The following is a 24,253-nucleotide window of genomic DNA, read 5'->3' on the forward strand; positions in this document are numbered from 1 at the left end:
CGAACAGTGCATCATCCATTCCATCCTCCCGATAACGGAGGCCGAAGCGGGAGCGTCAAAGGTTCCGCGGTGGGGGGCAACAACTATGGACTTAACGAAGCCCCGCCAACCGGAGTCAGCGGGGCCATACCTGGCGATGAGCCGAGCACTATTTGGCGAAGCGGCCTTCGTATTTGAACTGGGGCGCAGCCTTCAGCTGATCCTTCGTCGCGTTAATCCGGGCGTTCCACTTTTTGTCCGCCTCGTTCCACGTGATGGCGATGGAATTCGGGCTGACCGCGACATAGTGGGTTCCCATTCCGAGGAAACCGCCGACGGAAAGAATGTAGGACGCGAGCGTGTTGCCGACGACAACGAGATCCTCGATCTCGCCTACGGTTTCGTCGCCTGCATTCTTGACGTTCAGGCCCTTGAGACTGCTCCCAAGCGCTGAGGCCTGATTGACCTCGGTGAACATGGGCGGTTGAGCCAATGTCGGCGCCGACTGCGCAAAAGCGGCGCTCGTCAGCAGGGACAGGCCAAGGGTTGCGACAGTCATGCGCATGGGAAACCTCGAAAGTTCGATTTACACCCAGGAGCGCTGGGCGGGCCAATTGATCTGGCGGTGATCAATCCAGTCCGAGCCCAATTGTTCCTCGACTTGCGGATCAAGTGCGTCGGCACCGCCCCACCGTACGGTCCGCGGTCGGGGCGCGAATAGCTTCCCGAGGGCCAGGCCAAGAGCCGCCTGGAGGCCAATGGTTATGGCGCTATTAGCGAGATCAAGAAGGACGACAACGGCGTCTGGAAGGGCACGGCCACGCATGGCGGTCAGCCCGTCACCGTGAGCGTGGATTATCGCAGCAACATCACCCGTCACTGAGCAAGGTTCGCGAGAGGAGATTTGAACTGCCCCCTCACAATCACCCGATCGTATGAGGATTACGCCACTGCGGCCGCCGTCGTCGAGCAACTGGGAAATGCTGGCTTCTCGGACAGTGACATTTTGCGTGATCGGACGCCGCGAAGATCACAGGGACAGCAATGCCGGGGAAGGTGCAGGCATCGGCGCCGGTGTGGGCGGAGCCGCCGGGCTTCTCGCGGGCCTGGGCATGATTGCCATTCCCGGCATCGGACCCGTAGTGGCGGCAGGATGGCTCGCGGCAACAGCCGCCGGGGCGGCCGCTGGAGGAATCATCGGTGCCATGACCAGTGCCGGCGTCAACGAGCGGGAGGCTCACGTCTACGCCAAGAGCGTGCGGCGTGGCGGATCCGTAGTTTCGCTTCGCACTTCCGAGGCGCGCGCGCCCGAAGCTGAGGCGATCATGGATCGCGCGACACCGATCGACGTGGCGACGCGCCGAGCCGACTATGAGCGCGAAGGTTGGACTCAGTTCGATGCCAACGCGACGCCCTATGTCCGGCTCGGCATCTGACCGCGAATAGCGAATTGAAAGCCCTGCCCGGCTTCGGCCCGGCAGGGCGCGAATGAAAGGCGAAGCGATGTCGACGCCAACCATTCTGGCGCTGCATTTCGAAGAGCGGGGCAGCATCCCCAACAATCAGCGCTTCCCAGCACTCGTCTATCGGGAGGCATTCGGGCGCAATATCTCTGATCTCGCGAGCTTGATGGAAGAGCGCTTCGATCAAAACGGCTGGCCGCCGGCTTGGCGTAACGGGATCTACGATTTCCACCATTATCACTCCAAAGGCCATGAGGTCCTCGGCATTGCCCATGGCTCGGCCGAGTTGATGATTGGCGGCGAAAGGGGACGAGAACTCCAAGTGTCGGTTGGTGACGTGATCCTGCTCCCTGCTGGCACAGGTCATCGACGGCTGACGGCCACCGCAGATTTGCTGGTTGTTGGCGCCTACCCGCCAGGCCAAAGCGGCGACATTCTGCGTGATGCGCCAACTGGAGAAATCCGAGCTGCTATCGGCAAGCTCGCGAGACCTTTGATGGATCCGGTCTATGGGCGGGATGGTCCGATGCTCGAGCTGTGGGACGGACTTTGATGGTTGGCGAGCTTTGTGGGAACGCTTCTTCGCTTCCTTGGTTGGTCTTCGAACCCAATCAGTGAGGAGCACACCATGAGCGCCCTGAACGGCAAGACCATTCTGATTCTCGCAACGAACGGCTTCGAGCAGTCGGAGCTTGAGCTGCCGCAGACGAGATTGAAGGAGGCGGGCGCGGAAGTGCATGTTGCCTCCCTGGAGCCCGGAGAGATCAAGGGCTGGGACAACAAGAACTGGGGCCGCGCCGTGAAAGTCGACAAGACCCTCGATAAGGTCGATGTTGCCTCATACGATGCTCTCGTCCTTCCTGGCGGCCAGATGAATCCCGACACTTTGCGTGGCGAAGAAAGCGCTCTCGCCCTGATCAAAGCCTTTTTTGATCAGGGCAAGGTCGTGGCGGCCGTTTGCCATGCGCCGTGGCTATTGATCGAGACGGGAATCGCAAAAGGTCGAAAGGTGACGTCCTATAAGACGATCAAGCAGGATCTCATCAATGCCGGTGCCCAATGGGAAAATGCAGCGGTGGTAACCGACAAGGGCGTGATAACCTCGCGCATGCCTGATGATCTGCCGGCCTTCATCGCCAAGATCATCGAGGAGATTCAGGAAGGCAAGCACAGTCGTCGGGCAGCCTGACGAGTTCCTGCGGATGACCGCTATGTCTTCAGGAGCCTTCCCATAGCGGTCATTCGCCCCTCGCCCCTATTTCCCGTGGATTTGTGAACCCATCTATCCGCTCTCCGCTATGCGGAGCAGCTGTCGGTTAGTTTTTGCGATCTAGATAGCTCGAGAGGGCTGGGAGGGAACTGGGGGCTGAGACGCTGCGTTAGCGATGCACATTTTCGTAGCGACGGTACCTTTTTATGCGCGTGCTCACTCCTCTAAAACGCCAAGCAACCTTGATATGGTGCTTGCTGGCGATTGCGATCGGAAGCGCCGAAGCGCTTACCTTGGATGAGATCAACAACGCGGGCCCTCCCGCTCCAGCACCGAGCAAGCTGACCCGCCCAACACCATCGATCGTGAAGGCGCAGGTGCTGTTGGCGCGCCAAGGCATTTCGCCCGGCGAGATCGACGGCATTGATGGCGAGAACTATCGGAAAGCGGTCGCAAAGTTCCGCAGCCGTGCGAATCTCGGCAATGGCGACATTATCGACGCGGCAACGTGGCAGGCCCTGCTCGGAGGAAGCAGCCCCGACATCATTTCCGAATACAGCATCACCAAGGAGGATGCGCGGTACCGATACGTCAGGCGAGTACCGCATGATTACGCCCGCCAGGCCCGTATGAAGCGTCTTGCTTACAAGAATCCGGGCGAAATGTTCGCCGAACGATTTCACATGAGCGAGAAGCTGTTCGACGCGCTGAATCCGAACGCACGCCTTCGGCGCCGCGGCGAAACCCTTCATGTTGTCGCGTCCGACCGTACACGACCGACCGACGAGGTCACGCTGATCGAGGCTGACAAGACCCGCGGCATGCTGAATGCTCTCGATGCAACTGGAAAGGTCGTCGCCAGCTACCCGGCGACCATAGGCAGCGAAGACACTCCCTCGCCGGAAGGCGAGCACCAGGTCGTTCGCGTAGTGAAGAATCCCACCTACCACTACGATCCGGTCAAGAACTTCCAGCAGGGCAAGAACAAGCGCCGTCTGGTTTTGCCGAAGGGACCGAACAACCCGGTCGGAACGATCTGGATCGAGCTTTCAAAGCCAACCTTCGGCATACATGGTACCCCGGAGCCGTCGCGGATCAGCAAGGCGTCGTCACATGGATGCATCCGGCTGACGAATTGGGATGCCGAGGAATTGGCGCAGCTGGTCAAGCCCGGGACGCTGGTTCGGTTCGTAGATTGAGGCGCACAGCCCCCCTCAATGAGGGCCCACTCCGCGCTACGAACTCGGCCTATGGGCGGCAATGGTGAGTGCCTAATGTCCTTGCGAGACTCGTTTGGTGCAATGAACTGCCTAACGACGGAACCGTACATTGGGTCGTTCGTTCTCCGCGGGAGGCCAGAACGCCCTTCGATCCGTCGGGAGCTTGCTGTGAATTGGATCACTGTTGCTGGCGCGCTAGCCGCCTTGTGCTCAATGATCAGCTTCGTTCCACAAGCCTGGCGCATTGTCAGGAGCAGAGATACCAGCTCGATTTCTCCAACAATGTACGGCTTCACCGTATCAGGCTTCCTGCTCTGGACGTTGTATGGACTTGGGCTCGGAGAGTGGCCCCTGATCCTCACAAACAGTGTCTGCTTCCTGCTCGCCTTGTTCATCCTGGCCATGACGCTTCTACCACAGGAGAAAAAGGACGCGGTTGCCGACAAGATCGATCCAACTTGACTCGATGCCTCGGCCTCCCCAGCCTGGGAGGGTGGAGATATGTGGCATGTTGCGGCGCGTTATTTCATCCGACGTTCGTGGCGCCTGGATTAGGGCGGCTATCGTGGTGGGGTTGGGGACCCTGATTGCTCTCCCACTCGTCTGAGCCCGTTCAGGCGGGAGGCATTGTTCCGCTTAGAGCGCGGCTATGCCTCTCTCGCCCGCCAGCTCTCGCCGTTCTGGAGTTCGATCAGCCATCGCCGCGTTCCGACTTCGGAGCCTCTGACGGTTCGATAGGTCGGCACCGTCAGAAGGAGCGCGCCACCGCATCTTCGAAACGAGGCAAGGACCACACCTCCATCCCCAAACTCGACCAGGCATTCTCCTTCGGCCAGACCGTCGTCGGCAACGATGACACGGGCGCCAGGGAAGGCGTGACTGTGAGGAAAAGAAAACCGCAACCTCGGCCTCTTAGCGCGCCACAGCCTGAAACGGATCGTACCTCAGCTGCTATCCCGCCATCGTGCACCTGGAAGCGGATCGTGCCGGCAAAACCTCGTTCTGGACAGTGCCCGTTTCGCAGTACTTTTGACACGCCTCATCGGTTGAAAGTAGGGAGTCTGGATCGACCCGTGCGGATCGGCAAAGAGCCCTAGCGATCGCTCGGACGCGGGATTCGTCCATGGCAGTGACTCCTACGCGTCGGCACGCGGAGAACGCGTCGCTGTGTCTGATGTTCCCTGCCCCTTGATGCCGTCAGAACGGCCGCCAGAAGCAACGCCGATAATCGACGAGCCCGTTGCGTGCTGCCTAGAGCATCGTGTGGAACAATCGTGCAGCCCAACGGTCTCCCTATCGGTTGCGACGGCTAAACGCGCGGCCTGATCGAGGTGTGGTGCAATGAGCAATGCAAACGACAGCGACATCAAGCAGGCTGCCGCCCGCGCCGAGAGGCAGAGCGAGTTGCCGGGCGGCGCAGCGGTGCCACCCATGCGCGCCGACGACCATTCCAGCGAGGACCCTGCTGTTGCGACGCCAGTTGAGGGCCGGCAAGGCTTCCTCGGCAGACCCGTTTTGGCGGTTCTGATCGGGGGACTGCTATTGGCCGGGCTAGCCTGGCTGATCGTTCACTACGCGGTCGGGTAGCCAAGGCTATCGCCGCGCCGAGGCTTCGCGACATCGCGAACGTCGCGTGGGAGTCGAGTTCGCCGGCGCCCTCTTTGAGCGATTGGCGGGAACCCAGACCGCTTCCACCGGTTGTCATACCGGGGGGAGAGCGCTTGCATCACATCCATCGGCCAAGCTCGAGCACCGTTCCGGTCCTGGCCGGGGCGTTTGCATTGCTGGTCGCCGGAGGGGTGACGGTGCCACTGGTCGACCCCGGTCCGCTGTCCGTGCAGATGATGCTGCATCTCGGGTTGATGAACATCGCCGCCCCCGTCATCGCAGTCCTGCTTCGCCATCGCTTCGACGCCAGCACCTCGATCCTTCCCGCAGGCCTTGCGCAGATGGTTGCCCTTTGGGCGTGGCACGCCCCGATGATGCAGCAGCTCGCGGCGAGTTCGGGGCTCGCGCAGCTTGTTCTCGTCGCAGTGCTCGGCGTCACAGCCATCTGGTTCTGGTCGGCCGTGATCGCGGCTGCCGACTGGCGAGCCCTCGCCGCCTTGCTGCTGACCGGCAAGCTTGCCTGCCTGCTGGGGGCACTCATGGTTTTCGCGCCCCGCGATCTCTACGGACTGCCGGGGCTTGCCCTCTCGCTCTGCGCGACCGGCCCCTCGACGATCGGCGACCAACACCTCGCCGGCCTGCTGATGATCACCGCCTGTCCGCTGAGTTATCTCGTCACGGGCGTGGCGCTCGCTGCCAGGCTACTTGGTCGCCTCGACGACAGTCCCAGATCCGACAATGCAACTGCTCGCGCACGCTAGACGTACAGCGGCGTGGCTTCTTGCAGCGCCATCCCGCGTTTTCGCGGCGACCGTGATAGTCCTGATGCTCGTACTGGCCGGCGCCGTGTTGTTCGCCTGGAGCGGCGTCTACAATGTCGCTGCGAGCACCGGCCATTTCCGCGTCGTCGACCACTTCCTGCGCTTCGGCATGGAGAATTCGGTTCGGGCGCGCGCTCCTTCGACAAACCTTCCGCCCGGTATCGACGAGAGCCTTGTGCGCCTGGGCGCCGGTCATTTCCATGCCGGCTGCGCCTACTGCCATGGCTCACCGGGGACGCCGATCAGTCCGGTCGCCGCGAGTATGCTGCCGCCACCGCCGGTCCTCACCGAGAGGGTCGGTCGCTGGAGCGACGGAGAGCTTTTCTGGATCGTCAAGCACGGGCTGAAATATGCCGGCATGCCGGGCTTTCCTTCGCTGCACCGCGACGACGAGATATGGGCCGTCATCGCCTTCCTGCGCCGCTTGCCGAGCCTGGACCGCCCTGGCTATCGCGCCCTCGCGCTCGGCGAGGTGGAACCCGAGCCGCAGCGCGGCATGGAGATCGCCACGGGGCAGACCGAGCCGGATGCGACCGGCGCCTGTGCCCGTTGCCACGGCGCTCAGGCGGGACCGCCGAGCCGGCTTGTGCCGATCCTGCACGGCCAACCCGCCGCCATGCTCGAAAGCGCTCTGCGCGCCTATGCCAACGGCGAGCGCGACAGCGGCGTGATGCAGACGGCAGTCGTCGGACTACCGGACAGCACGGTCAGGCACCTCGCGGCCTATTACGCCTCATTGCCCCGCCCGCCAGCCAGCATCGAGACAATCGATCAAGCCGCGGCGGCACGCGGTGAGGCGATTGCGCGCGACGGCGTCTCCTCGCATGGCGTGCCGTCCTGCCTCGGCTGCCATGGGCAAGGCACTGCTCCCGACTACCCCCGCCTCGCCGGCCAACCGGCGCGTTACCTCGAAGGGCAGCTTGCGGTCTGGCGGAAGGGCCTCAACGATCGCAGTGCAACGGGCCGGATCATGGCGCCGATCGCGCGCCGGCTCAGCGAGGCGCAGTCGCGCGATCTGGCAGCCTATTTCGCAAGCCTCGCGCCCACCCGTGAGGCCCCCCAATGACGGCGACCGGACGCAGACTGGCCGCGATCTTCATCCTGGCCGCCCTCCCCGGCTGGGCGCCGCAGTCAGCCCTGGCTCCTGCCGGTGCTGAGGCCGAGCGCATCGCTTTGCTGAGCTGGATCCTGTTCGGGGGGGCAACCGCGATCCTGCTGACCGTGATCGCCGCCCTGGCGCTAGCGATCCGTGGTGCCGAGCCGGTGCGGCGTGTCATCGGCAGCGAAGGCGCGATCAGATGGGGCGGCATCGTCTTTCCATCGGTCGTGCTCACCCTGTTGCTCGGCTACGGCCTCTGGCTGATGCGCGAGGCCATAGCGGCGCAGACGCCGCCGGCGCTTCGTATCGCGGTGACCGGCGAACAATGGTGGTGGCGCGTCGACTATCAGCGCGACGGCGCCGCGCCCGTTCGCGAGGCGAACGAGATCAGGATCCCGGTCGGCCGCGAGATCGATTTCGCGCTGCGCTCCAACGATGTGATCCATTCCTTCTGGGTGCCGAGCCTGGGCGGCAAGCTCGACATGATCCCCGGCCGGATCAACACGCTTCGCCTGAAAGCCGAGCGGCCCGGCATCTACCGCGGCCAATGCGCCGAATACTGCGGCGGACCGCATGCGCTGATGGCCCTGGAGATCGTCGCCGTGCCAGAGGCCGAATTCAAGGCATGGCTGGCTGCTGCGGATGCTCGAAACGAACCGGCCGAACCCAAGGTCGCTGCGGGAGAAAAGCTATTCCTCTCGGCCGGCTGCGGAGCCTGCCATGCGGTTCGCGGCACCCAGGCCACAGGTATGGTCGGGCCCGATCTCAGCCGGGTCGGCGGCCGGCGCTTCCTCGCCGCCGCGACCCTGCGCAACACCGCCGAGAACCTCGCGGGCTTCATCACCGATCCGCAGGTCGCGAAGCCGGGTGCGCTGATGCCGCCGTTCGCGATCTTCACGAGCGAGGAGATGGACGCATTGACCGCCTATCTCGGAAGCCTGCGATGAGTGCCGGCGCGCAAATGGGCCCGGTAACCGCGGCCGAGCTGCCCTCGTCCTTGCCGCGGCCGGAGGGCGAGCTCGAAAGATTGGAAGCGGTCTGGAAGGGTCCGCGCGGCTTGCGCATCGTCAGCGAAGTCAACAACACCATCATCGGCTACTTCTACATCGCCGTCGCGTTCCTGTTCTTCCTGCTCGCCGGCGTGCTCGGTCTGCTCATCCGCCTCCAGCTCGCGGCGCCCGGGAACGACTTCCTCTCCCAGGAGACCTACAACCAGATCTTCACCATGCACGGCACGGTGATGATGTTCCTGTTCGCCGTGCCTGCCGTCGAGGCAGTCGGCATCCTGCTGCTTCCACAAATGCTCGGCGCCCGCGATCTGCCGTTTCCGCGGCTCGGCGCCTTCGCCTTCTGGGCCTATTTCGTCGGCGGGTCGGTGTTCTTCTGCACGCTGTTCTTCGGGGTCGCTCCTTCGGGCGGTTGGTTCATGTACCCGCCGCTGACCGGCGCCCGCTTCTCACCCGGTATAGGCGCCGACTGGTGGCTGCTTGGAATCGGCTTCATCGAAATCTCGGCCATAGCGGGCGCGATCGAGATCATCGTCGGCGTGCTGCGTACCCGTGCCCCCGGCATGACGCTGGCGCGCATGCCGATCTTTGCCTGGACCATGCTGATTTTCGCCGGGATGATCGTCTTCGCCTTCCCGGCGGTGATCCTGGCGACGATTCTGCTCGAACTAGAGCGGGCCTTCGACTGGCCCTTCTTCATCGCCGAGCGCGGCGGCGATCCCCTGCTCTGGCAACACCTGTTCTGGTTCTTCGGCCATCCGGAGGTCTACATCATTTTCCTGCCGGCGGCCGGCATGGTCTCGATGATCGTCCCGACCATGGCCGGCACGCCACTGGTCGGCTACCGGCTGATCGTGGTGGCGCTGATCGCCGTCGGCTTCTTCTCCTTCGGCCTCTGGGTCCACCACATGTTCACCACGGGCATCCCGGCCCGCTCGCTCGGTTTCTTCTCGGCGGCGAGCATGGCAGTCGCGATCCCGAGCGGCATCCAGGTCTTCGCCTGGATAGCGACAATCGCGGCCGGACGTCTCAGGCTGACCGTGGCGTCGCTCTTCGTGATCGGCTTCCTTCTGATCTTCACCCTGGGAGGGCTGACCGGGGTCATGGTCGCGATGGTCCCGTTCGATCGCCAGGCGCACGACACCTATTTCGTCGTCGCCCATCTCCACTATGTCCTGTTCGGCGGCATGGTCTTCCCGCTCTTTGCCGCGATCTACTACTGGACGCCGGCCTTCAGTACGCGGCCGCTGTCCGAACGGCTCGGCCGCTGGGCTTTCGGCCTGATCTTCGCGGGATTCAACATCGCTTTCCTGCCGATGCACCTGACCGGGCTGATCGGCATGCCGCGGCGCGTCTACACCTATCCAGCCGGAATGGGTTGGGACGGGCTGAACCTGGTCTCGACTATCGGCGCCTTCATCCTCGCCGCCGGCATCCTCGTCTTCCTGATCGACGTCATCCGCAACATGCGCCTGACGGGCGAGCGCGGGGTTGGCGACGTCTGGCGTGCGGGCACGCTCGAATGGCTGCCGAACCACGCCTACGCGACGCGCAGCATACCGCGCGTCCGCGGTCGAGAGCCGCTCTGGCAGCAGCCCAACCTGGCCCGGGATGTCGAGGCCGGCGGATACTATCTGCCGGGCACGGCGACGGGCGCGCGCGAGACGATCGTGACCTCGCCGATCGAGGCCGAGCCGCAGTACATCATGCGCCTCAGCCGCCCCGGCTACGCGCATCTCTGCGCCGCATTGTTCACCGCCGCATTCTTCCTGTTGCTGACCGTGAAGGCGGTGATGCTCGCGGCGACTTGCGGCGTTCTCGCCGTGGCATCGATCCTGGTCTGGATGTGGAACAGCGATCCGCCATCGGCGGGAGACGTCGATATCGGCGGCGGCATCGTGCTGCCGACCTACGCTTCCGGACCGACCTCGCATAGCTGGTGGGCGACGGTCATCCTGCTGATGGTCGCGACCGCGCTCTATCTCTCCTTTCTGTTCGGCTATCTCTACCTCTGGACCGTCGCTCCCGATGGCTGGCCCGGGCAAGCCGACCTGTCATCGGCGGCCGGCGCATGGGTGTCCCTGGCGACCCTGGGCGCCAGCGGAGCGCTTCTTGCCGGCGCCCGGTTCGTCCTTGGCCGTGATGCACCTCGCCATGGCCTCGTCGCCTGCCTTCTCGTCGCCGGGGGAGCGGCACTTGCCGGCGCGCTCTTCATCGATGTCGCCGGCCATTGGCGCAGCGGCCTGCGCCCGCAAGCCAGCGGCTATATCGCGATGGTCTATGCGAATGCCGCCCTGCAGGCGCAGATGGCAGCAGCCGTCCTCGTCACGGCCCTGTTCGCGGTCGCGCGCCTTCTCGCCCGCCGGCTCGACCGCAGCCGCCGGGCGGTCTTCGATGTGCTGATGCTGCTCTGGTCCTACACGCTCGGACAGGCGGCCTTCGGACTCCTGCTGACGCATGGCTTCCCGCGGCTGGTCGCGCAGACATGAGCAGCACCGCCCCCTTGCGCCGTGCAGGCTTCGCCTTGACCGGGCCTCTCATCTGGGCTGCCCATTTCCTGGCGGTCTATGCGTCGGAATCGCTCGCCTGCCGCTGGAGCGAACCGGCGGCCCATGATGCAATCGTTGCCGGCGCGACCTTCTTCGCGATTGCAGCGATCCTGTTGCACGCCCACAGAACCGTCCGAAATACCGGTGCGAGCGGAAGCTGCGAGGCCGAACGGTTCATCCGATTGACGGCGCTTGCACTCGACGGCCTGAGCCTTATCGGCGTCTGCTGGGCCGGCCTCGCAGCGCTGCTGCTCGACGCCTGCCGCTGATCGCCGGCCCGGGCTGCGCGCTGAGCCCCCCGTCGCGACCGCTGTTCCCGAGTTCCGAGCCAGGAAGCTCAGGCCGTGACCGTGGGAAGCGTCGATCCAGTCGGAGACTCGTGCTCAGCGGCAGACTACGTTCTGCCCTCTCATCGTGCAGGTACTGACAGGACGATGTTCGTCGGGCGGCGGGTCATAGGTTCCTGCTCCGACCGGCACGTAGGTGTGCCCATCGCTTTGCATCGGGTCGACGCCTGAAGCCCCTGACCAACTGCTCACGCCCGCACATCCCGCCAGCAGCAGGCAGTACATCACCGTGGCCAGCTTCTTCATGCCTCGCCCCCCGATTCCGCGTGATCTTGCCGGCATGCGCGCGGGATGTCACCGCCTCTTGAACGGAGCGCACTTCGGCCCCCCGCTCGAGCCTTTGCTGCGTCGTCCATTGCCGGCCTTCGGAACCGTCAGGACGATTGCGGGTTAGGAGGGCAGCTGAGGAACAGGAGCCGATCACATGGCGGACGGAGCCGACAGTGTAGACGGACCCGAGATGGAACAGATCAAGATCGTCCTGAACACGCTCTATCTATGCATCGCGTTCGCAATGACACACATCGCGAAACATAATGGGGCCCAGGCGGCCGTCGATTTCAAGGCCGAGCTGTTGTCGGCTCTCAAAAGCGGCGACCTCAACATGGCCCTGATGGAAGTAACGAAGACTTTTGACTTCGTCATCGCAAAGATCGAGGCGCTCGGTCAGCCCGAAGCGTAACGCCTCATCGCTCCCGCGCCCTCTTTCCTCGCCTGTAGAGCACCGCTGGAAGCCGGCATTTCGATCCGACCGCGCCCATCGTAGGGAAGCGGCAGCGACCATCGCACCTCTTCAGTCCAGCTTCATCTTGGCCGTCTTGTTCGCATAGTCTTTCTTGGGATCGACCCCGACTAGCAACTTGATCCCGGCCAGCAAGCTCCGTTCGTCCTCCCAGACCTCCGCTTCCTCTACATCGAAACGCAGCAGAGCAAGCTTGGGGTCGCCCTTGCCTTGCTCGTACCAGGCGGCGACGAACCTGTTCCACAACCGGTCGATCACCACCCTGTCGTTATCGAGCGTCAATCGGCCACCGATGGTCGCGAAGAGCGCATGCCCCTTCGAGGCAAAGGAAATGAACGCGTCTTCGCTGCCCGACAGGGCCTCGACAAGCGCGGTGTCCTTGGCGGAGAAAATCCAGAGAGGTCCTTGATCGGCTTCGCCGTCGATCTGCACGGTCATTGGCCGGAGCAAATGGTCGGGCCGGTTGGCGAGCCCGAGCATCACCGTCATGTCTGAGCGGAGAGCGGCCCAGAGCTTTGCTTCGAGTTCCTGCGGCGTGGGCATGGCGTCGCGCTCCGATCGAGTGTTGTTCGAAGCACAACCGTTCTACCGATCCGCAGGTTCCGGGGAGTTGGAGGGACATTCACGACGTACTCGCCTGCACGCGTTGCCTGAGTGACGACAGCGTCAGGCTGCGTCCAGTATCCGGTTTGCTGTGACGGTAGCGAGCGCCTTCTCCAGATCAGACTGCCAGAACGGTTTGCTGAGACGGGTAATGCTGCTCGGAATGTCGCGAGGAAGCTCGGCATATCCGGTTGCGAGGATGATCGGCAGCGCTGGCCAGTTCGTCGACACGGCGGCGATCAACTGGGCCCCGCTGATCTCGGGCATCGCATGGTCGGTGATCAGCAGATCAAACTGCTCGCCATTCGAGAGCCGAGCGAGGGCTTCCTTCGCCGACGAGGCCTCGACGACCTCGTGGCCCAGATCCTCGAGCAGTACGACGGTGTTCATCAGCACGAGGGCATCATCGTCGACAGCCAGCACCTTGAGACGCGGGGCCGGCTTCTCGACCGGCTCGACCGGTGCGGCCATCTGCTGCGGCTCGGCAGCATCGGAGTGCCGTGCCGCCGGGAGCCAGATTTCCACCGTGGTCCCCTGCCCCGCCTCGCTGCTGATAGCGAGGCGCCCGCCGGACTGCTCGGCCATGCCGTGGACCATCGACAGGCCGAGCCCAGTGCCCTTGCCGACTCCCTTTGTCGTGAAGAAGGGTTCCACCGCCTTGGCCAAGGTCTCGGCGTCCATGCCGGCGCCGGTGTCGCTGATCGAAATCCTAAGATAATCACCGGTGGCCAGGCCATGAGAGTTCGAGGCCGTCACGGTCTCGCAGCGCCCCGCCATGCGCACCGCGCCGCCCTCAGGCATCGCATCGCGTGCATTCAGGACGAGGTTGAGGAGTGCCGTCTCGAGCTGGTTCTGATCGGCCTGGGCCGGCGGCAGAGAGGCCGGGAAATCGGTCTCGATCCGCACCAGTGGGCCGATCGAGCGCTGGAGCAGATCTTTCAGGCTGGCTATCATGGCATTGAGAGGCACCGCCTGCAGCGCCAGTTCCTGCTTGCGCGCAAAGGCCAGCATGCGCTGTGTCAGCAGCACGCCTCGCTTGGCGCCGCTCATCGCGTTTTCGATCAGGCTCGCCTGCCTCGGATCGGAGATCTGCCGGCTGACCAGTTCCAGGCTGCCGACCACTGCAGTGAGCAGGTTGTTGAAATCGTGCGCGATGCCGCCTGTGAGCTGTCCGATCGCCTCGATCTTCTGGGCCTGCAGGAGCGCCTGCTGCGATTTCTCCAGCTCTTCCTGGACCTTGCGGCGGTCGGTCAGATCGCGGGTGATCTTGGCGAACCCGATGATCTCGCCACTGTCGTCGCGGATCGGATCGATCACGACATGGGCCCAGAAGGGCCGCCCGTCCTTGCGCAGCCGCCAGCCCTCCTTCTCGAAGCTCCCGCTGTGGAAAGCTGTCGCCAGCGCCTTGGCGGGCTCTCCGTTCGCGCGATCCTCCGGCGTGTAGAAGATCGAGAAGTGCCGGCCGACGATCTCCTCGCGGCGATAGCCCTTGATCCGTTCGGCGCCGAGGTTCCAGTTGGTGACGCGCCCCTCCTTGTCGAGCATGTAGATCGCATAGTCGGTCACGCCCTGGACGAGCAGGCGAAACTGCTCCTCGGAGCGCTTCAAGGCCAGCTCGGCTTCACGTCTTTCGGTCAGATCCCGCGTGATCTTGGCGTATCCCAGAACTCTTCCCGTGTCGGGATTGAAGATCGGGTCGATGACGACATGGGCCCAGAACCGCGTGCCGTCCTTGCGCATTCGCCAGCCCTCGGCCTCGAAGCGCCCCTCTCGCTCCGCGGTGCGCAGTGCGCGCTGCGGCAGCCCCGCAGCACGGTCCTCCGGCGTATAGAAGTTCTCGAAGGACTGGCCGATGATCTCGGTGTCGTCGTAGCCCTTGAAGCGCCGCGCGCCGGGGTTCCAGCTCGCCACGCGCCCGTCCGCGGTGAGCAGGTAGATCGCATAATCGGTGACGGATTCGACGAGCAGACGATAGCGGTCGCTCATCGTGGACAGGGCTTCGACTTCCGGCACTTAGCGGCCCTCAATGGCTCATCAGGCCAGCAAACGCCGACGCAGCCGGATAGTTCCCACAAGTTGGTCGAGCTTTCGAAAGCAACGGAGCCGACCAGCCGACGAAGATTATGCCGGGCGCTGAAACCCCGACTTTGAACGAGCGTTGTCACAGGCAATCCGCGCGTTGGAACCGATCTGCTCTTCTCCTGTTGGGAACCCAGCTCGCGAGAGGAAACATGGCCGCTCAAATGGATCTGACATCACTCCGGCATGCTGTTTTCAAGAGGCATCGGCGTGGCCCCCACTCGGCGGCGTCGAACACACGGGGACGCTCGACGCGACCGTTGCCCGCAAATCCCGATGGAGGTTCAACCGGCGTGATGACTGCCGTGGCAGGCGCGTTGGGCCTGATGTTGGCATTTCTCCTGGCGAGGGGTGTTGGAGCCCGAAGCGCCCGCGACCGGCATTATGACAGCAAAGCCGCCTCGCGCAGCGGCCAGGGAAACCAAGCCTCCGCCCCCACCGAAATACCATTCCCGGGGTGGAAGGAGATCTTTCGGCGCACGTACCTCGAAGTCGGGCGCGACCGCGTCCTAGCTGTCGCTGCCGGTGTGACCTTCTATGGCCTGTTGGCACTTTTCCCAGCACTGACGGCTTTCGTGTCGCTTTATGGCCTCGCGGCTGATCCCGGAACCATCGCCGGCCACCTCGCAATGTTGGATGGCTTCCTGCCGGCGGGCGCTCTCGATTTCCTCCGCGATGAGGTTGCTCGAATCCGCGGCAGCGGCGGCGCAACGCTCGGCATGGCATTCTTCATCAGTCTCGCTGTTGCGATCTGGAGCGCCAATGCCGGCGTGAAGGCCTTGTTCGACGCGCTAAACGTCGCTTATGGCGAGGATGAGAAGCGGGGCTTCTTCAAGCTCAACGCAATCTCGCTCGCCTTCACCATCGGGATACTGCTGTTTCTCCTGACAGCCCTGGGAGCGATCGCGGTGCTCCCCGTGGCTCTCGACTATCTCTATCTCGGCGCCTTCAGCGAGTGGCTCATCTCGGTCGGGCGCTGGCCCGTGCTGTTCATCGTCCTTATGGCCGCTCTCGCCATTCTTTATCGGCTTGGCCCGAGCCGTGACGATGCCCAATGGCGCTGGGTCAGCCCAGGCGCCCTCTTCGCCGCAATTTCCTGGGTTGCGGGCTCGATCGCCTTTTCTTGGTACGTCGCGAATTTCGCCGACTATAATAAGACTTACGGCACGATCGGCGCTGTGATCGGCTTGCTGACGTGGATCTGGCTCTCCGCGACGATCCTGCTCATCGGAGCGGAACTGAACTCCGAGGCCGAGCGACAGACAGATCGAGACACGACGAAGGGCCCGCCACTGCCTATCGGCATGCGTGGGGCCGATGCCGCAGACCGAAAGGACTGACCGACAAGGTTGTTGCGTGGTCGACGCCCCTAATGCCCATCGAGGTTCAGGGTCACCGAATAAACTTCCGCGCCTGCGGAGTTCTTCACGGTGACCGCGAGTTCCATATGATCACCGTTCGGGAGCTTTTCCTGGTTCAACCCGGATAGGAGTTCCTTGGCGGCGTTCTTCGCGGCCTGATCGTCGGGCAGGTCAGTGCCCTCATCGTCCAGCTCGACATGTCCGCCGTCTCGGGTGTGGAAGAAGTACTTGGGCATGTCTGTGAAATGCGTTTCACAGTCCGGTGTTCCGACGCAATCTCAAATTTTGGAGCCTCGTCTCAGGTGCAGATAGTTGGGATCGAATTCGGCCAGCTCGCACAGGCCGTTCCAGTCAAGAATGGTCAGCCGGCTTGAACGGACCCGAACCAGCCCAGCCTGCCGGATTTCGCGCAGCTTCTTGTTCATGTGGACGGTGGACAGCCCGAGCGCATCGGCAATTTCGGACTGTGTGAGAGGCAGCTCGCATGTGACGCCGTCGGATAGCCCGATCGCGGTCATCTTGGTGATGAACTCGCAGAACAGATGCGCGATGCGGCTCGGGGCAGAACGCCGGCCGATTCCGACCATCCATTCGCGATATATGGAGGCCTCAACAAGGGTCTCGCGCCAGAACGCTTCGGCGATCCGGTAATAGGATCGCGTCAAGGACTTGACCGCCTCATGGGGTATGAAGCCAACGGTCGCAGGGGTCAGCGTTCCCAGATTGTGATCCATCTGCTCGACGAGCAGAGAGTGAATATCCGGAATGTCGCCTGGAAGGTGCAGAGACAGGATCTGGCGCTGCCCGTCGCCGACAATCTTGTAACGGCAGACCAGCCCTTCCGAGACGAGGCAGCACTGCTTGGTGCGCTCACCTTCGCTGACGATGTCCTGGCCGCCCTCGAAGCGCTTCAGGGTCAAAGGCAGACGAAGCAGCTGTTCACGCTCTTCGGACGGAAGGGGGGAGCTGGTCTCGAGCTTGCGAACCAGTCCTTGAAGATACTGTTCTTTGTCCATCGGCCCTCTTCCGAGTGCGGCGTCAGAACGCTTACGATCCGGCGCCTGCACGCCCTATCAGACGCGTATCCCAAGCGTTTGTTGCAGGCGCGATGGAGCTGGGCGCAACCGACAGTTAACCATCATCGGCAGCATTTGAACTAAATGCGGCATGCATCGGAACGATCGCCCTCGCAGCGAATTGCTCGGCGACCAGCGAGGGACTGTTCGATGCGGTACGGCGTTTCAATTGAATTCTGGCTCTTTCTTGCACTGGTGCTCAATCTCGCGCTCTCGCTCGCGATAAACCTCTGAATGGGCATGCGAACTCCGTCAGCGGAGGTCGGCACCGCCGCTAGCTTGCCCCCTCGAACGTGATCGAAGCCAGCGTACCGTTCGGACGATCATGATATTCGAGCCGCGCGCCCAGGCTCCTCGACATCGCGGCGATAGTCTTGCCGCCGAGACCACTCCCCTTAGCCCTGCCGTTGCCGGTCCAGCCGATGCCATCGTCGCCAACGCTCAGGGTAGGCGAAGCGCCGGATCTCTTCATTGGCCCTGGTTAGAGCCTCAGTCCGCTGCTGGGCGTGCTGTTCGAGGCCGACATCGAGGGCAGCGACCTCGTTTCGGGCGGCACTGATCTCGCGCGTGTAGCGTGCGATCGTCCAAAACGCCGCGGCAGCGAACGGCGAAACCTGCAAATCCGCGAACTCACCCGCCAGCAACGAACCGACGCAGAAAGATGATGCTCCGGGAACCTAAGGCATCCACGAACCGTTCGATTCCTGAACAGACGAACGCCGACGGTTGGAGGATACCGCATGCACCATACGCTTTTGGCCGAGAACGATGGCAAACGCGTCTTCGCTCTTGTTCTTGAAGCTGGAGATGAAGCCTTTGGCTGTATCTCCCGTTTCGCCAATGAGCAGGGACTTACGGCGGCATCGCTCACCGCAATTGGAGCATTCGAAACCGCAGTGATCGGCTTTTTCGATTCCGCGGCGAAGTCCTATCTCGAAATCGCAGTGGACGTCCAAACCGAGGTGCTGAGCCTGATTGGAGACATTGCGGAGGGCGATGACGGCCGCGCCAGCCTGCATGCCCACGCGGTGCTGGGCCTACGCGACGGTAGCACCAAGGGAGGCCATCTGCTGAAGGGGGTCGTGCGGCCAACGCTTGAGGTCGTTCTCACCGAGACACCCGGCCATTTGCGCCGCCAGCAGGTTCGGGAACTCGGAATAGCACTCCTTCGCCCGGCTCCGTAGTGATCGCGGCCGCGCTGGACGGGATGAAAGTCAGGTCGGGGGCACGGTCACACGCCAAATGACATTGCCCACATCATCGGCGACGAGCAGGCCGTTGCGGCGATCCACGATCACGCCGACCGGACGCCCCCGAGCCTGCCCCTTGTCGTTCAGAAAGCCGGTCAGGACAGGGATTGGCAGGCCCGAAGGCTTGCCATTGGCGAACGGGACGAAGATCACGCGATAGCCGACTGGATTCTTGCGGTTCCAGGAACCGTGCTGGCCAATAAAGGCACCGCCCAGATACCTCGGCCCGAGCCCCTCGCTCTTGACGAATGTCATTCCGAGCGATGCCGTATGCGACCCGAGGGCGTAATCCGGCCTGATCGCCTTGGCGATGAGATCCGGCTTTTGCGGCTCGACGCGCTTGTCGACGATCTGGCCAAAATAGCTATAGGGCCAGCCATAGAAGCCGCCGGGTTTGACCGACGTCATGTAGTCGGGAACGAGGTCGTCGCCGATCTCATCGCGCTCGTTGACGGCGACCCAGAGCTCCTTGGTGACGGGATTCCAGTCGATGCCGACCGGGTTACGCAAGCCGCTAGCGAAGACTTGCGTCGCGCCCGTCGTCGTATCGATCTCCAGGACGGCCGCCCGGCGTTCCTCCTCCGCCATGCCGTTTTCCCCGACATTGGAATTCGAACCCACCCCGACATAAAGCTTTGTGCCATCCGGACTTGCGATCAGGCTTTTGGTCCAGTGATGGTTCCGACCCGCAGGAAGATCAGCCACCTTGACGGGTGTCGCTGCGCTTTTGGTCTCCCCCTCTGCATAGGGAACCCGGATGACGGCGTCGGCATTGGCGACGTAAAGTTGGTCGCCGACCAGCGCCATCCCGAATGGCGAGGTCAGGTTCTCCAGGAACACTTCCTTCAGTTCCGCAACGCCGTCGCCGTCGAGGTCCCGCAGGAGGGTGATCCGGTTCGCGCTCGGCGTTCTCGATCCGGCCCGCTTCATGAAGAGCCCCTGCACCCAGGCCCGCAGGCCGCCTTGCTTGTCCTCGGGCTTCGGCGGCGCATCGCTCTCGGCGACGAGGATATCGCCGTTCGGCAGCTCATAGAGCCAGCGTGGGTGCTGCAGGCCGGTTGCGAAGGCCGTTACCTGACCGCCATATGTCGCTTGAGGCTTTTCGCCTTCCTTCCAGCCCACCGCTTCGGCAATCTTGATCGTGGGGAACCAACTCGACTGAGGCTCCGGCAGCGTGGGATTAGGCCCGTACCCTGCTTCCTCAGGGAGTTCCGGAATGCCGCAACCTGCGAGCAAGAGAGCCGAGACAGCTACGCCGGCAAAAAGGGACTGCCGCACCATGGGAACACTCCTCGACGACGCAGGGGAACCCGCCCTGAAGCGTGAACGCCAGTTTCGGGGATTTGTTCGATTGGCTGCGCTAACCCGTCTCATTGCAACGACTGCCCGTCGCCGGGCGCTGTCATCGGAGCGCAGCGCGAGGCACTAGCTCGCCTTCTTCAGACTGGTTGCACTCCTCACAGGGCGCCTTCTCTTTGGCGTCCCGGTGGAAGCACCGACGCTCGCTCGAAGCGCTTCCATGAGATCGACGACCTTCGGCGCCCTGGCCTTCGGGGCGACCTTCACACGCTTGCCGGCAAGCTTGGCTCTCACCAGTTCCGCGACGGCCGCTTCGTACCGATCGTCGAACGTCGACGGGTCGAACTCTCCCTTTTTGGTCTCGATGATATGCTTGGCGAGATCGAGCATCTCCTTCTGGATCTTGAGCTTCGGAATCTCGTCGAACGCTTCGGCCGTGGATCGGACCTCGTAGTCGAAGTTGAGGGTGTGAGCGACGAGACCAAGGCCCTGGGCCCGGATCATCACAGCGCGATAGCGCCGGAACAGGACAGCGTGCGCCAAGGCGCCGACCTTGCTGGCCCGCAGCGCTTCACGGATCACGGCGAAGGCGTCCTCGCCGATCTGGCCCGAGGGCGCAAGATAATAGGGCTTGTCGAAGAAAACCGTGTCGATCTCGCTGCAGGGGATGAAGGCGGCAACCGCCAGGACCTTCTTGCTCTCCGGAACCGCGCTCGCGATCTCATCGGGCTCGACCTCGACATAGCGGTCCGTGTCGATCTCGAAGCCCTTGATCTGGTCCTCGCGGTCGACCGGCTCTCCAGTGACAGGGTCGACAAACTCCCGGCGCACCCGATGGCCGGTATCGCGGTTGACGGTATGGAACGAGATGCGCTCTGAGGTGCTGGCGCCGGTGTAGAGGGCGACGGGGCAACTGATTTCCCCGAACTTCAGATAGCCCTTCCAGTTCGCTCGCGCGGCAACCATCAACAGCAACTCCACAACGCAACCCAGGCGATTCAATTCAACGCGGGCCGGATGGTTCCCGCGCGGTGGGAACTCTATTGATCTAGCCGCATTGACTCCGGAGTTTCGTAGCGGAGTTGCGTCGCCATGCCCGCCCGCACCTATTGGAAGGGCTATCTCAAGCTCTCGCTGGTCACCTGCCCCGTCGCCATGAGCCCGGCCACATCCGAGAGCGAGAAGGTGCGCTTTCACACCCTGAACAGGCACACCGGCAATCGCGTGGTGAGCCGTTACGTCGACGCTGAGAGTGGCAAGCCAGTCGAGGCAGGCGACCAGGCCAAGGGCTACGAGGCCGAAGCCGGGCGAATTGTGATAGTCGAGGACGAGGAACTCGAGGCGGTCAGGCTCGATACCGTGCGCACGATAGATATCGACGCCTTCGTCCCGCGCGACTCTATCCCCTGGATCTATCTCGACAGCCCCCACTACCTAGTTCCCGACGACGAGGTCGGCGAAGAGGCCTTCTCCGTCATCCGCGACGCCATGGAGGCGACGAAAATGATCGGGATCTCGCGCGTCGTCCTCTACCGACGCGAGCGGGCTGTGATGCTTGAGCCGCGGGACAACGGCATCGTCCTCTGGACGCTGCGCTACGGCGACGAAGTCCGCGACGAGAAGAATTACTTCAGCGGGATCGACAAGGAAAAGCCTCCGCCGGAGCTCCTATCGCTCGCGCAGAGATTCATCGCCACCAAGACGCAAGACTGGTCGACCGACATGGTGAAGGACCCGGTCCAGGAGCATCTCCACAAGCTGATCGCCTCGAAGAAGCGCAAGGGCTCGCGCAAATCCGCCGTCTCCGGCGAGAAGGGGCGGCCGGCCAATGTCGTCAACCTGTTCGACGCGCTGAAGAAGAGCCTGCAGGCGGACAAGTCACTGCGAGGCTGACTGAGCGGCCCAATGTGAGGTGTTGCCATGCGTGCACAGCCCAAGCGAGCCGGCCATAACTCCAAGCTCGCGAGCGTTCCCGTCTCAATCCCCCTAGAGCTCTATCGAGAAGCCTGCCAGGACGAGGACGGTAACCGTTACACGGTCATCGTCTCGGCGCTCTTCCCGAATCTCAGCACCACACGCTATGCGCTCGAGGATGGAACCCCGCTGCGCTTCGTCGACGATTGCCTCTTCGAGATCGTGCCCACGGGGAGAACATTGACCCGATGCGAATAATGATGGCGCACGACCACACCGACCGCCCCAACGCCTACTCCCATCTGGCCGGCCACGAGGTCTCGACCTGGTCCGAGGAATGGCGACACGAATGCGAGGTCGCCTATCTAGCTGGGCTCACGGCGCCGAAACTGAGTGTCATGCTCGACGGGGTCGCCGGCTCGACGGATCGCGAGGAGCGCGGCATCAAGGGCGTGCGCGGCGAGGCAGCGGTGGCCGCGCTACGGGCTGAGATCGCGCGGTTCAGGCAGCTTACGGCTCAATAGGCACTGCGCTGTTTGCTTGCGGGCTGCCGCGCATCCACCCGTGGCATTCGGAGCTAGGGCCAGAAGCTCAGGGAACATCGCTTACTGATCGAAACCCTGGAGGGTGAGGTCGTCGCCCTTGTTTCAAAGCGCTGATGCGAAAAGCTCGCTACCCTCTCGGGTAGCGAGCAAGTTGTCCGCCCGTCGGTCACCTCCAGGGCAGAAGGTGACCGACGTGATCGGCACCCGCCAAGGGCCGATCTCGCGGAAAACCGTCTCGCCTCAACAAGGTTCCTGCACTAAGAGTGCTTGCCCAACGCAAGCGCGTAACCAGCGGACAAGAGGACAGTTCGGGGGAATGGCTAACTGGTTTCGGAGGCGCCGCTGATGTCATCCCCGACGGCGCTATGGCTGCTTACTTTGGTCTTCGTTAGCCTCGTCATCTGCTTCCTCGCCTGCGGCATTCGCATCCATTAGCCGGAAGCGCAGGCGCCGGGCTGGTGACAGTCGCAGTCCAGCTATACGTTCTCCCTTACAGAAGGGGGTGAAAGAACTTGCCGACGCGACACAGCCCGGAACAGCCGACCGTTATCATCAAGACGTCTAACGAGTACGACGCTGCCCGGCGGGAGGTGAAAAGGTTGGCGAACGCGGAGCCCGGCTCGGTCGACGCGCTGACCTTTCAGGCTTTTTCAGCAGCCATCGAAGCCTATGAAGCGCGTCAAGGTCGCGACGATAATCCATCGCAACGGTCTAGCAGCGGCCAAGCCTCCGACGCGACCTGAACAAAAGAGAAGGCCCGGCCCCGCGCACGCGAGACCGGGCCTTCTTCTGCGAAGGGATCTCAGCGGCGCATCCGCATGGCGTCGATCGCCTCGCCCGCCGCGCTGGCAGCTTCGGCCTTGACGCCGTCCAGGGCGCCGTAGAATGCGCCCCCGAAGGCGCCGGCGAGAACGCCGGGCGGACCGGCATAGATTCCGATCTCCACGCCGGACTGAATGGACTTCTCGACAGCATCACCGATGTTGCAGATTGAGTCGTAGAGGTTGAAACCGCCGCTCACGCTGTCGAGGGCCTCATCGTTCAAAGCAACGTTGTCGCGCTTGGTGTCCATCACTCTGCTCCATCACTTGCGTCGTTTCGATGGGTGGAGATGTAGGCTGGCTGACTTACGGGAAGCTTACAGGCGGGAGCTTTACGACAGCATGAGACCTTCAAACCGCAGCCACGGTTAGGAAATCGCTGCGGCTTTCCGCTCATTTCGAGCGACCGATGCGCAATCGCACCGGCAATAAAAAGCCCGGCTCGCCGTAGCGAAACCGGGCCGCTGGCCTGCGGACATTGGCCAGGACTTCTCGATTGGCTTTCGCCTGAATACCGCCTCCCGCGTGATCGAACTGCCGGTACATCCACGGCGCGCTCAAGATCGGCGGCAGGTACGGCACCTTTTGGCACCGCGCCTTTAACCCGGATGAGAAAGGAATGTTCCCGCTGCTTCGTCCGTGGATAAAGGAACGCCCTAAATCGAAGACATTCCTACAGCCCTTCTTGGCGACTCGGACGCTAGTTCATGAACCCTTGCATCGCAGTACACCTCCGCTGCGCGTCTGAAACGCCGCCAGGCCGGCAGCGGCTCGCGGGCCGGCGACATCAGCGCATAGTCGATTTCAGGGGGAAGAAGGGCGTCCGGATCGAACCCCGCCGACCGGCAAAGCGCCCTGGCGATGATTTCCACGCGATCTGTTTCCATGACACGCCACCCAACGCGACCACAGAGCGCCTGCCGGCCTCGCCACCGCAATTGGAGAGAGGCGGCAGGCCTGGCGCTCGGAAGGGCTCAAGAGCGCCGTCCTCAAAACGCTCTATGGCGCGAGCGGTTCCTCATCTTCGCGCCCTGCGGAAACGCCGCTCCTTCGGGCTTTGCCAGTGAACCGCTCCACAGCTCGTGCCACCAGTTCCTTCTCGTCCAGCGCAAGCGGAACGAGGCTGGCGACCAAGTACTTGAGCCGTTCGCGCTCCTGCTCCTCGGTGCCGAGCAGCTCATGTGAAGTCGATCGAATTTCGACCCAGGCTTCCTCGACGGCTGCGATCGCGCGGGCCAGATCGACCGGGTCGGTCAATGA

General features: G+C 63.1%; 27 protein-coding genes and 1 pseudogene. 17 read left to right on the forward strand and 11 right to left on the reverse strand.

Going from position 1 to position 24,253, the window contains the following annotated elements:
* Window positions 1-148 precede the first annotated feature (148 nt).
* Window positions 149-544 (reverse strand): PRC-barrel domain-containing protein, encoded by a 396-nt coding sequence (locus DK26_RS01380; protein WP_066467580.1) that lies wholly within the window; start codon window positions 542-544, stop codon window positions 149-151.
* A gap of 339 nt (window positions 545-883) precedes the next feature.
* On the opposite strand from DK26_RS01380, the pseudogene DK26_RS01390 reads away from it, so the two are divergent.
* The 11 genes and pseudogenes from DK26_RS01390 (at window position 884) to DK26_RS01440 (ending at window position 11,225) form a co-directional block, all read left to right on the forward strand.
* Window positions 884-1,415, forward strand: a pseudogene (locus DK26_RS01390) (hypothetical protein).
* A gap of 52 nt (window positions 1,416-1,467) precedes the next feature.
* A complete protein-coding gene (locus DK26_RS01395; RefSeq protein WP_248309840.1) occupies window positions 1,468-1,995 on the forward strand; it encodes a cupin in 528 nt (175 codons plus the stop codon).
* A 75-nt stretch (window positions 1,996-2,070) separates the two neighbouring features.
* A complete protein-coding gene (locus DK26_RS01400) occupies window positions 2,071-2,631 on the forward strand; it encodes a type 1 glutamine amidotransferase domain-containing protein (protein ID WP_066467584.1) in 561 nt (186 codons plus the stop codon).
* A gap of 275 nt (window positions 2,632-2,906) precedes the next feature.
* Window positions 2,907-3,851 carry a L,D-transpeptidase gene (locus tag DK26_RS01405; RefSeq protein WP_066467586.1) on the forward strand — a complete coding sequence of 315 codons (945 nt, stop codon included), beginning with the start codon at window positions 2,907-2,909 and terminating at the stop codon, window positions 3,849-3,851.
* 189 nt (window positions 3,852-4,040) lie between these two features.
* A complete protein-coding gene (locus DK26_RS01410; protein ID WP_083532906.1) occupies window positions 4,041-4,334 on the forward strand; it encodes a SemiSWEET transporter in 294 nt (97 codons plus the stop codon).
* An 879-nt stretch (window positions 4,335-5,213) separates the two neighbouring features.
* Complete coding sequence (locus tag DK26_RS01415; RefSeq protein WP_066467589.1) at window positions 5,214-5,459, forward strand: hypothetical protein; 246 nt, start codon at window positions 5,214-5,216, stop codon at window positions 5,457-5,459.
* A 218-nt stretch (window positions 5,460-5,677) separates the two neighbouring features.
* Window positions 5,678-6,241: a cytochrome c oxidase assembly protein gene (locus tag DK26_RS01420; protein ID WP_157089455.1), complete on the forward strand. Its 564-nt coding sequence runs from the start codon at window positions 5,678-5,680 to the stop codon at window positions 6,239-6,241.
* 64 nt (window positions 6,242-6,305) lie between these two features.
* Window positions 6,306-7,367, forward strand: a complete 1,062-nt coding sequence (locus DK26_RS01425) for a c-type cytochrome (protein WP_066467594.1) — start codon at window positions 6,306-6,308, stop codon at window positions 7,365-7,367.
* Window positions 7,364-8,347, forward strand: coding sequence for a cytochrome c oxidase subunit II (gene coxB, locus DK26_RS01430; protein WP_066467597.1), 984 nt, complete (start codon window positions 7,364-7,366; stop codon window positions 8,345-8,347). Before DK26_RS01425 ends, coxB begins: the two co-directional genes overlap by 4 nt.
* Entirely contained in the window at window positions 8,344-10,896 is a 2,553-nt protein-coding gene (gene ctaD, locus DK26_RS01435) for a cytochrome c oxidase subunit I (RefSeq protein WP_083532897.1), read from the forward strand. The genes coxB and ctaD overlap by 4 nt, the downstream gene beginning before the upstream one ends.
* On the forward strand, window positions 10,893-11,225 hold the full coding sequence (locus DK26_RS01440; RefSeq protein ID WP_157089456.1) for a hypothetical protein: 333 nt from the start codon (window positions 10,893-10,895) through the stop codon (window positions 11,223-11,225). Before ctaD ends, DK26_RS01440 begins: the two co-directional genes overlap by 4 nt.
* A gap of 114 nt (window positions 11,226-11,339) precedes the next feature.
* Here DK26_RS01440 and DK26_RS28840 read toward each other — a convergent pair whose 3' ends face one another.
* Window positions 11,340-11,549: a hypothetical protein gene (locus DK26_RS28840; protein ID WP_157089457.1), complete on the reverse strand. Its 210-nt coding sequence runs from the start codon at window positions 11,547-11,549 to the stop codon at window positions 11,340-11,342.
* Between the two features lie 178 nt (window positions 11,550-11,727).
* Here DK26_RS28840 and DK26_RS01445 point away from each other — a divergent pair, with 178 nt between their 5' ends.
* Window positions 11,728-11,985, forward strand: coding sequence for a hypothetical protein (locus tag DK26_RS01445; protein ID WP_157089458.1), 258 nt, complete (start codon window positions 11,728-11,730; stop codon window positions 11,983-11,985).
* 111 nt (window positions 11,986-12,096) lie between these two features.
* Here the strand turns inward: DK26_RS01445 and DK26_RS01450 are convergent, their stop codons facing one another.
* Window positions 12,097-12,588, reverse strand: a complete 492-nt coding sequence (locus tag DK26_RS01450; protein WP_066467608.1) for a pyridoxamine 5'-phosphate oxidase family protein — start codon at window positions 12,586-12,588, stop codon at window positions 12,097-12,099.
* A gap of 123 nt (window positions 12,589-12,711) precedes the next feature.
* The gene (locus tag DK26_RS01455; RefSeq protein ID WP_066467615.1) at window positions 12,712-14,634 is read right to left on the reverse strand and encodes a PAS domain-containing sensor histidine kinase; all 1,923 of its coding nucleotides are present in this window, start codon (window positions 14,632-14,634) and stop codon (window positions 12,712-12,714) included.
* Window positions 14,635-15,023: 389 nt separating this feature from the next.
* Between DK26_RS01455 and DK26_RS01460 the strand changes: the two genes are divergently transcribed.
* Window positions 15,024-16,067 carry a YihY/virulence factor BrkB family protein gene (locus tag DK26_RS01460; RefSeq protein ID WP_066467617.1) on the forward strand — a complete coding sequence of 348 codons (1,044 nt, stop codon included), beginning with the start codon at window positions 15,024-15,026 and terminating at the stop codon, window positions 16,065-16,067.
* A 29-nt stretch (window positions 16,068-16,096) separates the two neighbouring features.
* On the opposite strand, the gene DK26_RS01465 is transcribed toward DK26_RS01460, so the two are convergent.
* Both DK26_RS01465 and DK26_RS01470 read right to left on the reverse strand, forming a co-directional pair.
* Window positions 16,097-16,324, reverse strand: a complete 228-nt coding sequence (locus tag DK26_RS01465; RefSeq protein WP_066467619.1) for a hypothetical protein — start codon at window positions 16,322-16,324, stop codon at window positions 16,097-16,099.
* Window positions 16,325-16,366: 42 nt separating this feature from the next.
* Entirely contained in the window at window positions 16,367-17,104 is a 738-nt protein-coding gene (locus tag DK26_RS01470) for a Crp/Fnr family transcriptional regulator (RefSeq protein ID WP_066467621.1), read from the reverse strand.
* Window positions 17,105-17,904: 800 nt separating this feature from the next.
* Here DK26_RS01470 and DK26_RS01480 point away from each other — a divergent pair.
* Entirely contained in the window at window positions 17,905-18,348 is a 444-nt protein-coding gene (locus tag DK26_RS01480) for a PPC domain-containing DNA-binding protein (RefSeq protein WP_066467623.1), read from the forward strand.
* A 30-nt stretch (window positions 18,349-18,378) separates the two neighbouring features.
* On the opposite strand, the gene DK26_RS01485 is transcribed toward DK26_RS01480, so the two are convergent.
* Entirely contained in the window at window positions 18,379-19,695 is a 1,317-nt protein-coding gene (locus DK26_RS01485) for a sorbosone dehydrogenase family protein (RefSeq protein ID WP_066467624.1), read from the reverse strand.
* Window positions 19,696-19,839: 144 nt separating this feature from the next.
* Entirely contained in the window at window positions 19,840-20,679 is an 840-nt protein-coding gene (locus DK26_RS01490; RefSeq protein ID WP_066467625.1) for a Ku protein, read from the reverse strand.
* 126 nt (window positions 20,680-20,805) lie between these two features.
* Between DK26_RS01490 and DK26_RS01495 the strand changes: the two genes are divergently transcribed.
* The 3 genes from DK26_RS01495 to DK26_RS01505 are packed head-to-tail and all read left to right on the forward strand — an operon-like array spanning window position 20,806 to window position 22,151.
* Window positions 20,806-21,606, forward strand: a complete 801-nt coding sequence (locus tag DK26_RS01495; protein WP_066467627.1) for a Ku protein — start codon at window positions 20,806-20,808, stop codon at window positions 21,604-21,606.
* A 27-nt stretch (window positions 21,607-21,633) separates the two neighbouring features.
* Complete coding sequence (locus DK26_RS01500) at window positions 21,634-21,885, forward strand: hypothetical protein (RefSeq protein ID WP_066467629.1); 252 nt, start codon at window positions 21,634-21,636, stop codon at window positions 21,883-21,885.
* On the forward strand, window positions 21,885-22,151 hold the full coding sequence (locus tag DK26_RS01505) for a hypothetical protein (RefSeq protein WP_157089459.1): 267 nt from the start codon (window positions 21,885-21,887) through the stop codon (window positions 22,149-22,151). The genes DK26_RS01500 and DK26_RS01505 overlap by 1 nt, the downstream gene beginning before the upstream one ends.
* Window positions 22,152-22,974: 823 nt before the next feature.
* Here the strand turns inward: DK26_RS01505 and DK26_RS01510 are convergent.
* The 3 genes from DK26_RS01510 to DK26_RS01515 form a co-directional block, all read right to left on the reverse strand.
* Entirely contained in the window at window positions 22,975-23,244 is a 270-nt protein-coding gene (locus DK26_RS01510) for a Blp family class II bacteriocin (protein WP_066467633.1), read from the reverse strand.
* Window positions 23,245-23,386: 142 nt separating this feature from the next.
* A complete protein-coding gene (locus DK26_RS28845; protein WP_157089460.1) occupies window positions 23,387-23,575 on the reverse strand; it encodes a hypothetical protein in 189 nt (62 codons plus the stop codon).
* Between the two features lie 417 nt (window positions 23,576-23,992).
* Window positions 23,993-24,250, reverse strand: a complete 258-nt coding sequence (locus DK26_RS01515; RefSeq protein WP_066467635.1) for a hypothetical protein — start codon at window positions 24,248-24,250, stop codon at window positions 23,993-23,995.
* Window positions 24,251-24,253: the final 3 nt, after the last annotated feature.

The sequence above is a fragment of the Allobosea sp. WAO genome, from assembly GCF_001509835.1.
GTDB lineage: Bacteria > Pseudomonadota > Alphaproteobacteria > Rhizobiales > Beijerinckiaceae > Allobosea.